Below are 13949 nucleotides of genomic sequence, written 5' to 3'. Positions count from 1 at the left end.
TCGTTCCCGTACCCAATGCGAAGCCGTGTCCGAGGTTTTTATAGAGATGGAATTCAGTCGGCACGCCCATTGCGTTGAGTTGCTCAATACGGCGTTTCATCGTATTCGGAGAGGCAATGCCGTCCTGCTCGCCGATGGCAACAAAGGTTGCCGGTTCGCCTTGGCGATTGTAATCGCTATGTCCTGTGTAGAGCATAATGACACTGCTCGGTTTAGAATTTGCTTCGGTTCCAAAAGCCTGTGTGCCGTAAGAGCCAATATACGCCGCCATTCTCGCTCCGGCGGAGGCGCCCCATACGGAATAGCCGTTAGGGTCGACTTGTAACCTTTTTGCATTTTTTCGCACGAATTCGACCGCTTGAGCCATATCTTCGGTGGCGATTTGTTCGCCCATGCCCGCCCGATATTTCACGACAAAGGCATTATAGCCTTGTTCGGCAACGGATTGTGCAATCGGAAAACCCTCATGCAATGAACCGACGTAAGCAAAACCGCCGCCCGGGGCTATCATTGCAAAAGGTGCATTCGGTTTGCCTTTAAACACGAATATGCCCGTATGTTGTTTGCTTGGATCTTGGCGTTTTTCCGCTTCGCTATAAATCTCATAAAAAATCGTGTCACCTTGTTCGGCACGTGCCAGCATTTTATTCAACGTCTCGGTTACCACCTGCGGTGAAATATGGCTATGGTAGGGCATTAACCGCTCGATCTGCTTTAGGCGTAAGTTCGGTTCATTGCGGTTATCATCCCAAGGCAATAGGCGTTCGGCAAAGCCTTGAAATGCAGAGTGAGTCAGAATGTCGTTTACACGGCTGTCTGTGGTAAACGGTTGGGCGAAAAGGGGCGACTGTACACACATCAGCGCACTGCCCAGTAAGCATAGTGGAATATTTTTCATGTTTCTTCCTTATTTACTCATTTGAATGATAACGACACCGCTCAATAACACCAGCAAGCCCAAAATTTGAATAGCGCTAATCGGTTTTTTATTGGCACCGAGCAAACCGAATTGGTCAATAATCAGACTACCGACCAATAAACCGAATAATGAAGTCACAATCGCCCCGCCGGTGCCGATCTGTGGCACAATCATCACAATACCACCGATATAAATCGCACCGAGCAAACCGCCGAACCATTGCCACCAAGGTTGCGGTTGTTTCACGGCGGCTTTTAAATGTTGCCAAGCGGTCGGTTCTTTCAAGCAAATGACTAAGGCTAATAACAGCGTACCGATAACAAACGGCACAAATACTGAAAGCGTAGTGGATTGCAACGTGTGACGTAATGCGGTATTCACTGCGGGGGTAATGCCTGATGCGACGCCACCGCTAATACCGAGAATCTGCCAACACAGTAACGAACCTTCTTCGCGCTTTTTCAGGTTATGTTGTTTGAGTGACGGTAATACAATCGCAATGCCAATTCCAGCCATTACCGCTACTAAGCCCAGTAAACGCCACAGGGTGAAATCATATTGCGGGGCTGAGAACCAACCGAATGTATCAATCAATGTGCCTGTTATCACTTGTCCTAAAATCGGCATAATCGCCGTTTGAACACTACCCAAACGAGGAAAAATCAGAATATTGACGGTTAGTCCGAACATTGCCAATAAACCGCCCAACCAAATCCACCAAGGCGATTGGTTTAAGGTTTCAGCAGAAACCGCAAGCGGTTCGTTTTGCACGAAAATCAGCAAAATCAATAAGATAGAACCTACACCAAAAGCGATAAAAGATGATAGCAATGGCGATACGACATTTTTGCGTAACACCGAGTTCATCCCTGTTTGAAAGGCTATCCCCATTCCTACGAGCACGCCAATAGGGGCAGCTAATAACGACATCATTATATTTCTCCGATAAATTAATTTAGATGTATTATAGGTAGGTTAAATTATTTTGATTAGATAGGGAAAGTTGAAAGAGTTATTGAATAAAATTCAATAATTTGGATAGAGAGATAAAAAAAGTGCGGTGATTTTTACCGCACTTTGTAAACTACTCAAAATTTAAAATCCATTTGTAGGGGCGAATTACATTCGCCCTGATATTCCTATGATTGTTTTGGGGCTAATGTGATTAGCCCCTGCACATTATTGCGCCTTAAACACGTCTTTCAACACACTATCCGTTTTATCCGCCGCCGTTGGATTTTGTTGGCGGATTTCATCAATCACACGCTTCAATTCCGTTTCATTTAAGCCTAGATTTTTCAAAATGCCTAAATGCGAACGAAGTTGATTCTGCACGGTTTCCAAGCTGGCAAGGGTGCTGACCGTAACCAATTCACGGTTTACGGGACTCAAATTATCACGGCTGAACAAATAGCCGAATAAATGGGCTTTTAGGGCGTAATCCACGCCGTCAAAATTCCACAACACGGCGGAATTATCCCGTCCGTTTAGGGTGTTGAGCGTATGCGTACCTAAGGCGTAATAGTCGGTCGGTTCGGTTTGTGTTGGTAGATTGCCTTGCGGATCTTGAATACCTTTTTCGCTACGTTCTTTTAGCACATTTTGCAAGGTCAGCAAGCCGTTTAAGGCTCGCGGAAAACCTGCGTAGGCGTATTGATGAGCGAAAATTTCACGCAATTCATTGACCGTTAAACCGCTTGTCAAGCCTTGCTCAATAGCAGGTTTTAAATGCTCTAAATCGCCACGAGCGGAGTAGAACGCAATCGGCACAATGGCAAGTTGCTTATTTGCAAGCGGTGTGTTTTGGCTGATTTTTTGCAAATCGGCTTTGGGATCGCTTTTCGGCAATTCCACTTTTTCTAACCAAGTGGCTTTGTTTTCTTTGGCGTTCGGGCTGATGGCGATATGCGCCATTTTGCTGTGTTCGCCCGCACCGTGCCAATGTTTCACGTTGGGCGGGCACCAAATCACATCGCCTTTTTTGATGATTTGAATCGGCTTGCCCCATTCCTGCGTGCGACCTTCGCCTTCGGTCACAATCAGATATTGTCCGTGCGAATGGGTATGCCAATCGGTAATGGTGCCGGCTTGAAATTCTACAATCGCTGAACCGTCCGGGCTGTTGGGGATTTCAGGCAGCCGAGTAAAACGTGCAGAACCCGAAAAGTGTTCGCTCGGCGCGGCCATCCATTGATGTTGCGGATAAAGCGTAATGGTTTGTTCCGCCAAAGCAGACGAAGTAGCGAAAGCAAGTGCGGTGGAAAAAAGGACAGTTTTTTTCATAAGATCTTCTTCTCAATTTAGCCCCAGAGGGGCTAGGATTAAAGAACCTAGCACGGCTCGTGCTAGGTAAAGCGGGTTACAGATTTTTACCAAAGAAACCTGTCAGTTTTTCGCTGATTTGTTTCACATATTCAGGTTTCCAGTAGGTTTCGATATGTTTTGCATTCGGCACGATAAACAGCTCTTTGTTTTGTGTACCTTTGGCGTTGGCGAACACTTCTTCGGTCATATACAAACTGTCCGCTTTTTCGCCTGCGATCATCAACAACGGTTGATTGATGAGTTCCACATTGGTATTCACATCAAACGCCATTAAATCCAACAAACTGCTCACGGTAAAATTGGTTTGCGAATTCGGGTGAGCGTGGGTTTGAGCGTAATATTCATAGCCTTGACGATACAGATCATAAGGCAGAGCCGCCACTTGTTCAGGTGTCATTCCTGCAGCAAAGGCTGGCGTATAAAGGATTTCGCCGCCAGCCGCTTCTTGCGCACGGGCATCCGATGCCTGTTTCAAACGTTCTTGAATGTTGTTGGTTTGCGAACGCATAAAACCGTTGCGGCGTGCGTCTCCGCTGTTGAACATTGAAATAGTCGCCACCGATTTAAAGCGTTTGTCCGTTTCCGCCGCTTTGATGGAGTAGCCGCCACCACCGCAAATACCTAGCAAGCCGATACGGTTCGCATCTACGCCTTTAAATTGGCTGATAAAATCCGCCGCACCGCGAATATCTTCAATACGGTTAGCCGGTTTATCCACATAACGCGGTTCGCCGCCGCTACCGCCTTGATATGCTGCGTCAAAGGCAATGGTCACATAACCTTGCTCTGCTAATTTTTGTGCATACAAGCCCGCCACTTGCTCTTTTACTCCACCGTTCGGGTGCGCCACCACGATTGCAGGGTATTTTTTGCTTGGGTCAAAATTCGCTGGGGTATAAACATTTGCCGCAATAGTTAAACCGTTGAGCTGATATTTCACAGGGTGAATATTGACTTTGCCTTGTACGTTTTCGGTAATTGCACCGTCATAAGCTAGCGTAAACGGATTTTGTTTGTAATCGGCAGCCATCGCGTTTGCTCCTAAAAATAATGTTGAGATGAAAAGGGTTGAAAGTAGGGTTTTCTTAAATGATTTTTTCATCGGGTTGTCCTTGTGTTAATTGAATGAATGCAGTATAGAGAAAAAAGATTGTTTTGATTAGATAGGGAAAATTCAAAGGGGTTATGAATGAAATTCAATAAAAGCTAAATAAGGACATTATTTTTCATTTATCTAGCAGAAATTCGTAAAGTGATAGGGTGTTCACTTCTTCATCACAAGAAGCGTAATGTTTTTCCAACAGATAATTAGGTTTTCAATGCTATTTGGTCGGTAATCAAGGATGCTTCAAAAAAATCTGGACGATACGGATTCATAATTGGATATGGTCTAATAAGTTAAAAAGCTTGCTATTTTATTTATATCAAATTAATATGTATTGTGTAGCGATACACATTAAATTGAGTATCTTTGATGTTGCCTATACAGATGAAATACATTCGATCAATTTTTATAAAAGGAGTGAATTATGACTATCAATCATCCTGGTTTTAGAATCAAAAATGAAGTACTTCCCTCTGGTATGTCAGTAACAAATGCTGCTAAATTATTGGAAGTTGGACGTCCTGCATTATCAAATTTATTAAATGGAAATGCTAAATTATCTCCCCAAATGGCTCAGAGATTATCTCAGGCATTTAATTTTCCCTTGGAAAAATTAATGCAATGGCAATCAGAATATGATGAGTCACTCATACAAAAATCTACGACTCCCATAACTCATACATATGCACCACCTTTTTTAAATATTAAAGCTAATGATATTGAAAATTGGATTAATACAGATGAAATTCAATCAAGATCAAGGCTTGCGGTTTTATTAAGAATGTTAGTTCACTCAACGGCTAAGAAATTATTAAAAGTAAATTTTCCGGGAAATGACGATTCGCAACGACCAGGATGGGATGGAGAGGTTTTATCTAATGAAGCAACTCCTTGGATACCTGAAGGTTTATCTGGTTGGGAGTTTGGCGTAAATGCTGATATTTCTAAAAAAGCAACCGCTGATTTTAATAAAAGTGTGAATGCTTATACTGATAATTCTATTAATATAACTTTTATTTTTGTAACTCCTCGTAGATGGATTGGTAAAGAAAAGTGGGTTCGCGATAAAAAATCTTTAAATAAATGGAAAGATGTGAGGGTTTATGATGCAAGTGATTTAGAACAATGGCTGGAACAATCATTATCTACCCAAAGTTGGCTAGCTAATGAAGCAAAATTACCGACTAAAGATGTTGAGTCGTTAGATAGTTTTTGGAATAGCTGGGCAAATGTATGCCAGCCACGTCTTATTCCATCATTTTTCACTAAGTTAATGGAGAAAAATAAACAGATAATTGAAAATTATTTAACTAGCCCACCTTCTAAACCATTTTATATTGCTGCAGATTCAACCGATGAAGCAATTGCATTTTTATCCTCACTATTTAGTGAAAATAGTGATTTTATTAATTATAGAGATAGATGTCTTCTATTCAAACAAACAGATGTTTTACCGCGTCTTGCAGAGGGGACAAAAAATTTTATAGCAATAACAGCGAATAAAGATGTTGAAAAAGAGCTAGCTCAATATGTAACTCAAATTCATTCTTTTATTGTTTGTTCTAAAAATTCCCAGAGTAAAAATGTAGATCTAACCTTGGAGATTTTGGATTCATCAACCTTTATACATGCTTTAGAAAAGATGGGTAAAAATTATGATGAATCAGTAACTTTAGCTAATAAAGCTGGTTATTCACTAACAGTATTACGCCGTCAATTATCATTAGTTGAAGCTATTAAGAATCCAAACTGGGTAAATAATAGCAATAGGGAATTAATTCCTTTTTTATTTGCTGGTACATGGGATTCTAGCAATAAGAAAGATATTGCAGTTTTAGAATCATTTACAGATAACCAAAGCTATAGAATTTTAGAGGGAAATTTTAGCAAAGTGTATTTATTAAATGATTCTCCCGTCTGGAAAATTAATAATTATAGAGGAGTTGTATCTAGAATCGATTTACTTTTTGCTATTGCACCATATATAACTAAATCTGATCTAGAATGTTTTTTTGAAAATGCTAAGTTGATACTTTCAGAAGATGATCCTGCATTAGATTTGCCTGAAAATGAGCAATGGCGTGCAAATTTACTAAATAAGAAACGAGAATATTCTCAAGTATTAAGAGATAGTTTTAGCGAGATGATTATTCTATTAGGTGTTCATGGTAATGAATTATTTAAAGATGAATTAGATTGTGATATAGCTATTGAGAAACTTATTTATTCACTATTAACTCCTTTGACGGTAAGAAAGTTACAAGCAAATGCTGATTTGTTATCAACATACGCTGAAGCATCTCCAAACACATTTTTAACTATTATTGAGAATGATCTAAAGGCAGAAAAGCATATATTAGCAATCCTAATGCCAACAACTAATACATTATTCTCTAGCCCTAAATATACAGATTTATTATGGGCTTTAGAAAAACTAGCTTGGGATGAAAATTTAGTTTCTAGAGTTGTAAAGATTTTAGCTCAATTAAGTGAGAAAGAAATTGATGATAACTATGCAAACAAACCATTTTCTTCGCTATGTGCTATTTTTAGAACTTGGTTACCAATAACAAATGCTAGTTTAGAACAACGTATTTTTTTACTAAAAAAACTAGTAAAAGATTTTCCAGAAATAGGATGGCGAGTCTGTTTAAGTCAGTTTCCTAAGGTCTCTCATCAAATAGCATTGCCATCAAGTAAATATATTTGGAGAAATATAGGTAAGCAGAGAGTAGTTACGTATCAAGACGTTTATGATTTCTGTAATACATGTGTAAATATTTCATTAAATTGGTCAGAATATACATTTGAAAAATTATGCGATTTAGTCAACAACATTCATTACTTAGATACTACTCAGCAAGATAAATTATGGGAGCTACTAAAAAACTGGTCGTTAAACAAAGCTACTGAATCTGAAAAAATTAAAATGCGAGAAAAACTCCGTACAAGCGTATTATCTCGCAGAGCGAAAAAACAAAAAAATGGAGTTCGGTTCACAAAATTAGGCGAACAAGTATATGCTGACTTATTTCCTGAAAATCCGATTGATAGAAATATTTGGTTATTTCGTGATTCTTGGGTTAATGAATCTGCTGATGAATTGGAAGAAATTCATGATTTAAGTTTTGATGAGCGAGAAGAATTGATTCGTAAAGAGCGAGTTAAAGCTATAGAAAGCATTATCAATGAGAAAGGAAATGAGGGAGTCTTAGATTTATGTTTACAAGGAAATGCTGCACATATAGTTGGTTTCTTACTTCGACGATACATTTTTTCTGCAGAGTCTCAACTTGTTACAGTAATTGTTCAAACTATAAATAAATTTAATATCTCACAAGAAACGAAGTTGATGAATTTTATTCGCGGGATATTATGTGAAAGTAAAGGCAATACATCTTTATTTGAAGCTTTAGGTAAGGAATTATCAGAAAGCGATATGGTTAAGATATATTTGCAAGCACCATTTATATCTATGATTTGGGAAAAAATTGATTTGTTAAGTGAATCATTAAAAAAAGAATACTGGGCTAATGTAATCCCTAATTATTGGAGTGATAAAAATGATGTAAAAAGAGGTGTTCAATACTTGTTGGAGGCAAATAGAGGACAAACGGCATTTTCTTATATTTCATTATTTATTAATGATGTGGAATCAGAGTTGATTTTTGAAGTGCTTTCCTCAATGATTTCTTCGTCTACTATTAATGAAAATTTACCGCCTAACTCTTATCATTTAGGAAAAGCTTTTTCCAGAATTAAAGAAAGTAAATATCTAACATTAGAACAAAAAGCGGGACTGGAATTTTCATATATCTACATATTAGCTCCGTATGGACGCAGAAATGAATATTGCGATATAGAAAATCTAGAAATGTATATTGAACAGCATCCTGATTTTTTTATTTATCTTATTTCTAGTCTATATAAGAGAGATGATGGGAATGAAGATGAAAATATCAATAAACATCAAACTGAGGAAGAAAGGGATTCTATTTTTAAACAATATTATTATACATTAGAGGCATTAAAATTTATTCCAGGTCAAGACAAATCGGGTAATCTTGATAAAGTAAAGTTAGAAAAATGGATTGATAATGCGATTGAATATGCTACAAAAGAAGGTCGTAGAAAAATAGCTGAGTATTTTATAGGCAAACTATTAAGCCATTCTGCGATAGGTAAAGATAATATTTGGCCATGTGAAGAGATTAGAGATATTTTAGAAGATTTTCAATCTGATAATATGTGTGAAGGCATGTATATAGGTAAGAAAAACGGCAGGGGAGTCACGACTCGTTCGTTTGGGGATGGAGGTACTCAAGAAAGAGAATTAGTTGCACAATATAATAATTGGGGAAAACTTCTAACTATCACTCATCCATTTGTTGCATCCAAACTTTTATATGCATTAGCTCAGTCATATCAATACGAGGCTAAACATTGGGATAGTGAACATAGACTGCGAATGCATTTACGATAAATCATCATATAGATTGTAGGCAATTTGAGTATTTGCAGAAAATAAGCCATCCAAAGACCGCTTTCTGAACAATATCCCACAAGGATACTTTAAGGGATTGGATAGCCAAAATGAGGAGTATAAATTCTTGGCTAATATGCTAGTTTGCAAGATATTTGAATTGCTTATATTGATGGACTGAAGGCTGCCACAACAATTTAAGAATCGAGCTTCAAGCGATAAATGAAGTGGTTACCTGTGAAGTTATAGAGAAAGTTTCGAAAAGATGGAGGCCTAAATATCTTTAATAACAATGGATTGTGAAGATATTACCATATTATGATATTTTTCATTTATCCAGCAGATATTTGCAATGCAGTTTATATCATCAATATGGTGGGATTGTTTAATAGTGTGATTCGTCTAATCATTAAGAAACGTAATGTTTTTCTAATAGATGATTTGGTTTTCAATATTCTCTAGTTTGCAATCAAGAATGTTTCAAAGAAATGGGTACGACCTTTTCAAAATTGAAAAGGGATATGAAAATTATTTACGGTTGAATTGGGTGATCGCTTAAACGATCACCTTTAAATTAAAATGAGTATTTATACAGAATTTTGGATTGGGTCAACGATGGTAGTTGTAATTTTTCTTAATATCTAATCCAACCCATTCTCCTTCAACCACTCCGCCAAATGCTCAGCCACCTGCACGTTATTAGTATCAGACATCGGGAAGTGCGTATTACCTTTAATCCCCACTCTCGGCAGTTCGATGACTTCCACTTTGCCGCCGTGTTTGTTCACCACGTCCGCCCATTGTTTGGCTAAACTCAAACGGATGCGCCATTGGTCTTCGCCTTGGTTGTCGGACGGTTTGTCGCTGATGAAGTCGCCGAAGTAGATCACAATCGGCATTTTGGTCAGTTTTTCAAAGTCCGCTTGGCTGGCGACCGCAGGTTTGATGTCGCCGAATTTGCTGGTAATGGTCGGCGGCACTTCGCCTTCTGGGAACGGGAAGTTGCCCGGCTCATACGCCACGATGCCTTTCACTTTATCGCTTTGCATACCGACCAACCAGCCGACAATGCCGCCTTGCGAGTGGGTAACCAAAACGCCGTTGCCAATGCGGTCAAACAGTTGGTCTAGGCTGTCGCTAATCACTTTTGCATCAAACGCGCCTATGTTCGGGGTCATTTGGCGGAAGAATTGGTTGAGCGACTGTTCGTCTTGTGGGAACGCTACGCCTTGGTTGAAATTCGGGTAAGTGCCGATACGGAATTGGGCAAACCAAAATTGATCGTCCGGTGTGGCTTTGACTTCAGCGTCCACCGTGCTACGTCCCGACCAGCCACGGCGTGGTTGATCCACTAAATAAACAGGGTAGTTTTTGCGTAAAAAGATATTTTGGAAACCTTCACGACCGTCCGGTGTGGTCTGCCAAGTGCGCATAGATTGCCCTGCGCCGTGTAAAAATACCAACGGATAAGGGCGAGGGTTGGTTGGAATTTGGTAGAACACGGTAGCGTGGTCGCCGTGCAAGGTTTGCCCGCCAGCTTGAATATACGCACTAAATACGTCCATAAAGTTATTGCTTTCTTTGCCTTTGGCAATTTCAGGCAACGGCTGATAAGTGCCGCTGCTGGTTTTTACCGTGCCACCTACCGCAAAACTGCCTTGTTGTTCAATAGAAAGTGGGGCAGCGAAACTTTGCACCGCCATCGCACAAGCGGTCAAAATTAGGGATAATTTTGCAGATTTTTCTAACATGGTTTTTACTCCTTAGAAGTTGTAATTCGGCGCCAATAAGTGCTGTAATTTTTCATCGTGATGTTGTTTCACTTCAGGTTGATTATCAAAAATCATCACGTTGCCATTTTCACGAGTGTAAGCGTCCCACTGCGGTAAACCATCGGCGTTCGGGTTGCCGGTTTTGGCGAAATTCGTCCATGCACGGCTCATTTTATCGGCAAGGGCTTGTGCCTCTTTACCGCCGCCGGTGGCTTGTGCCATACGTTCTATATTATTGAACACAAAGGCGATTTCTGCGGTGTGATAACTCATCGGCACGCCGTTAAACACCGGCGTATCCCAAGTAAACAGATATTGATAAACGGGCGCACCTTGTTGATCCGCTTTTAAGCGAGCGGTTTTTAAGGCGGGTGTACGCAAGAAACTGTCCACATACAACGCATCGGCAATCACTCGGTTTGGATAAGCCTCACGGAACGCCGCCACGATTTCATCGGTTTTATCGCCGTATTTGGCTTTTAAGCGATCCATCGTTTCGCTTTCAGTCCACGTAAAGCGGTTGCTTTTTTGTGAATTTTGCAAATCCAGTTGCAGCGGGAAACTTTGCCATTCCGTTAAATTTGAGCCGATAAGCAATGGAATATCTTTGGCAATTTCAGGATATTTATCGCCGACGGGTTGTTGCGGGATAACTTTGCCGTCAAGCATTGGCGCCCACGATAAGTTGTAACCACCGCCCAAAATAGCAGGGATTTTCAACTCTTCACCCGTTTGTTTCAGCGCTTTGTTGGCGGCGTCATTAATTTGTGCAGGGGTGAATTTATTTAAATCGGAAAGTGCGGTCGGTTTTACGTTTAAATTTTGGAGCGTAAGTTTGGTGACACGTTTGCTCACTTTCGGATCGGTTAATGTCATGCCCATTTTTTCCACCGCACCGCTTTGTACAACGGCTTTATGGAACAAGCCTTTGGCACTCGGCATTGCCATCAATGTCAGCACTTTCGCTCCGCCGCCGCTTTCGCCGAAGATCGTGACATTATTCGGATCACCACCAAATTGAGCGATATTCGCTTTCACCCATTCTAATGAAGCAACTAAATCTTGCATCCCTAAGTTTGCAGAGTCTTTATATTGTTCACCGTAAGCGGACAAATCCAAAAAGCCCATTGCATTTAAACGATGATTGACCGATATCACTACCACATCGCCTGTGTGTGCCAAGTTTGCACCGTCATAGCTGTCCAAGTCGTTCGATGCTCCCGATTGAAAACCACCACCGTGGATCCACACCATTACCGCGCGTTTTTTGCCGTCGGAAACCGAAGGCGACCAAACATTAAGATTAAAATGTTGGATCTCATCGGTTTCATTATTTGCTCCTTAAATATAGTCTTTTTGCAAAATATTGATAAAAACTGACCGCTTGTAACTTGAAGAGATTATAGAACAAAAAATTATTTCGATTAGGTGGGGAATATTGAATAGGGTGTTGAGCAATTTTCAATAATAAAGGGAAAATCCGGAATTAATCTGCCCTCCGAAACTTGTCCATTATATCCCGAATGCTTTGTCGTATTGTACAACGCCTTGAATTTTATTGGGATTTTCTTGTAAAGCATGCGCCATATAATACCCTTTGGGTACGTCAAAAGGAGCAATAATCCCAAAGTTATCTGAAGAAACATAGCCAAAACGCTGATAGTAACCAGGTTCTCCAAGCAGCACGCTGTAGTGATACCCCATTTCTTTGGCGATGGTATGAGCGCGGTCAATAAGCCGACCGCCAATACCTTGTCCTTGAAATTGCGGGGAGACGGCAAGCGGTGCTAAAGCAAGTTCGGTGCTGTCGCCAATGCGGATTTCGGTGAGTAAAATATAGCCTACGATTTGCCCGTCATACTCGGCTACCAAAGACAGTTGAGTCACGAACGCAGGACTTTGACGTAATTTCACCACCAAATCTTGTTCCGTGCCGTCGCTATGTTTAGCGGTAGCAAAAGCATTTTTGACCAGCTGATAAACCGCCTCATGGTCGGCATTAGTTTCTTGACGGATAATTAGCATGAGTAGATCTTCATAAAAAAATACAGCGCATTATTGTATCTCTTTTTAGGGATGATAACCCAATATAAGTGTGCAAGCGGTCAGATTTTAATAATTTTTTGCAATTTGCAAATTTTTGTCCAAATCCGACCGCTTGTATTTTTTGGCTAAATTGAATCTCGGCAAATAGGCTTAGTCAGGCGGTCATTCACATAATAAACTTATGCTTGTTATCATATTTCGAAAATGCAATACTCCACCCGTATTATCACTACATGAAACGATGAAGGAATCTTATGAAATGCTCAAAACTGGTCACTTTATGCAGTTTATTTTTGTTTCCGCTCACGGCTTCGGCGCAAACGGTATTGACCTATAGCGATCATGAACCCTATGGTAATATGCGTACCCGTCTTATCAACGATGTCTTTTTTAAAGAGGTGGAAAAGGCGTCACAAGGCCGCTTGAAAATTGAGCCGCATTGGGGCGGGGAAATTGCCAAAGCGCATACCGAGCTGGATACCATCAATGCCAAAAAAGTCGATATGATTATGGCAGTGCCGGAATACAGTTTGAAACAATTGCCGTTACATCAGCTTTTTAAGGGCTTTGCCATCGGTCCGAGCGGGCAAAAACAAGTGGAAAAGATTCGGCGAATTTATCGTGAAATTCCGGATCTGACACAGGAATATGAACGTAATAACGTGAAACCGGTATTGATTGCCACCGGTTATCCCGTGGCGTTTTTCAGTACGCAAAAGTTGAATTCTCTTCATGATTTAAAAGGTCAAACTTGGCGTAGTGCAAGCTTTTGGCATCGCGATCACTTAAAAAATGCGGGAGCAAATCCGGTTTCAAGCCCTTGGGGCAAGGAAGTGATTGAAATGTTCGCCAAGGGTCAATTACACGGATTGATGGTGAATATTGACAGTGCGTTTGACATCAAAGCCGATCAATATACGCCCTATGCGCTGGCTTCCCGTGAATTATGGTTGGGGCATATTTATCCGGTAGTGATTGATTTGGATCGTTGGAATACATTGTCAAAAGAAGATCAACAAGCCTTTGAACGTGCGGCGGAAGTCGCTTATGCAAAATTGGGCGGAATGATGGATGAAAATTTCGAACACATTCTGCAAATCGCTAAAGAACGTAACGTCAAATTGCGTTTGCTGTCTAAGGACGAAGTTACCGAATGGGGCGTGATGAGCCAATATCGAAACGTACTGCAAACTTGGGCAAAAGAACAGCAAACCAAAGGTACGCCAAATGTTGAAAAAGTTTTGGCTCAAATGGAAGCGATTTTAAACGCTCAATAGTAAGCCTAAGATAAACGCCATA

General features: G+C 40.5%; 9 protein-coding genes. 2 read left to right on the top strand and 7 right to left on the bottom strand.

Features of this window, described 5'->3' with window-relative positions:
- The 4 genes from ACEYJ7_RS09645 to ACEYJ7_RS09630 form a co-directional block, all read right to left on the bottom strand.
- Window positions 1-898 (bottom strand): alpha/beta hydrolase (locus tag ACEYJ7_RS09645; protein ID WP_373778890.1); only part of this gene is annotated, 898 nt, incomplete at its 3' end.
- A gap of 9 nt (window positions 899-907) precedes the next feature.
- Window positions 908-1852 carry a DMT family transporter gene (locus tag ACEYJ7_RS09640; RefSeq protein ID WP_373778889.1) on the bottom strand — a complete coding sequence of 315 codons (945 nt, stop codon included), beginning with the start codon at window positions 1850-1852 and terminating at the stop codon, window positions 908-910.
- Window positions 1853-2098: 246 nt separating this feature from the next.
- Window positions 2099-3202, bottom strand: a complete 1104-nt coding sequence (locus ACEYJ7_RS09635; RefSeq protein WP_373778888.1) for a carboxymuconolactone decarboxylase family protein — start codon at window positions 3200-3202, stop codon at window positions 2099-2101.
- 76 nt (window positions 3203-3278) lie between these two features.
- The gene (locus ACEYJ7_RS09630; protein ID WP_373778887.1) at window positions 3279-4346 is read right to left on the bottom strand and encodes an alpha/beta hydrolase; all 1068 of its coding nucleotides are present in this window, start codon (window positions 4344-4346) and stop codon (window positions 3279-3281) included.
- A 427-nt stretch (window positions 4347-4773) separates the two neighbouring features.
- Between ACEYJ7_RS09630 and ACEYJ7_RS09625 the strand changes: the two genes are divergently transcribed.
- Window positions 4774-8832 carry a transcriptional regulator gene (locus ACEYJ7_RS09625; protein ID WP_373778886.1) on the top strand — a complete coding sequence of 1353 codons (4059 nt, stop codon included), beginning with the start codon at window positions 4774-4776 and terminating at the stop codon, window positions 8830-8832.
- A 641-nt stretch (window positions 8833-9473) separates the two neighbouring features.
- Here ACEYJ7_RS09625 and ACEYJ7_RS09620 read toward each other — a convergent pair.
- The 3 genes from ACEYJ7_RS09620 to ACEYJ7_RS09610 all read right to left on the bottom strand — a co-directional run bounded on the left by ACEYJ7_RS09620 (window position 9474) and on the right by ACEYJ7_RS09610 (window position 12629).
- Complete coding sequence (locus tag ACEYJ7_RS09620) at window positions 9474-10583, bottom strand: alpha/beta fold hydrolase (protein WP_373778885.1); 1110 nt, start codon at window positions 10581-10583, stop codon at window positions 9474-9476.
- Window positions 10584-10595: 12 nt separating this feature from the next.
- Window positions 10596-11921 carry a carboxylesterase/lipase family protein gene (locus ACEYJ7_RS09615; protein ID WP_373778891.1) on the bottom strand — a complete coding sequence of 442 codons (1326 nt, stop codon included), beginning with the start codon at window positions 11919-11921 and terminating at the stop codon, window positions 10596-10598.
- A 195-nt stretch (window positions 11922-12116) separates the two neighbouring features.
- Entirely contained in the window at window positions 12117-12629 is a 513-nt protein-coding gene (locus tag ACEYJ7_RS09610) for a GNAT family N-acetyltransferase (RefSeq protein WP_373778884.1), read from the bottom strand.
- 275 nt (window positions 12630-12904) lie between these two features.
- On the opposite strand from ACEYJ7_RS09610, the gene ACEYJ7_RS09605 reads away from it, so the two are divergent.
- Complete coding sequence (locus ACEYJ7_RS09605; protein ID WP_373778883.1) at window positions 12905-13927, top strand: hypothetical protein; 1023 nt, start codon at window positions 12905-12907, stop codon at window positions 13925-13927.
- Window positions 13928-13949: the final 22 nt, after the last annotated feature.

The sequence above is a fragment of the Glaesserella sp. genome, from assembly GCF_041814905.1.
Lineage (GTDB): Bacteria > Pseudomonadota > Gammaproteobacteria > Enterobacterales > Pasteurellaceae > Glaesserella.
The sequence above is the reverse complement of the archived record's forward strand: the minus strand, read 5'-3'. Positions and strand labels throughout refer to the sequence as shown.

Excerpts from the sequence above, each read along its gene's own strand:
- ACEYJ7_RS09605 (WP_373778883.1), top strand. The coding sequence starts at position 12,905 with ATGAAATGCTCAAAACTGGTCACTTTATGCAGTTTATTTTTGTTTCCG.
- ACEYJ7_RS09625 (WP_373778886.1), top strand. The coding sequence starts at position 4,774 with ATGACTATCAATCATCCTGGTTTTAGAATCAAAAATGAAGTACTTCCC.
- ACEYJ7_RS09620 (WP_373778885.1), bottom strand. The coding sequence starts at position 10,583 with ATGTTAGAAAAATCTGCAAAATTATCCCTAATTTTGACCGCTTGTGCG.
- ACEYJ7_RS09630 (WP_373778887.1), bottom strand. The coding sequence starts at position 4,346 with ATGAAAAAATCATTTAAGAAAACCCTACTTTCAACCCTTTTCATCTCA.
- ACEYJ7_RS09640 (WP_373778889.1), bottom strand. The coding sequence starts at position 1,852 with ATGATGTCGTTATTAGCTGCCCCTATTGGCGTGCTCGTAGGAATGGGG.
- ACEYJ7_RS09610 (WP_373778884.1), bottom strand. The coding sequence starts at position 12,629 with ATGCTAATTATCCGTCAAGAAACTAATGCCGACCATGAGGCGGTTTAT.
- ACEYJ7_RS09635 (WP_373778888.1), bottom strand. The coding sequence starts at position 3,202 with ATGAAAAAAACTGTCCTTTTTTCCACCGCACTTGCTTTCGCTACTTCG.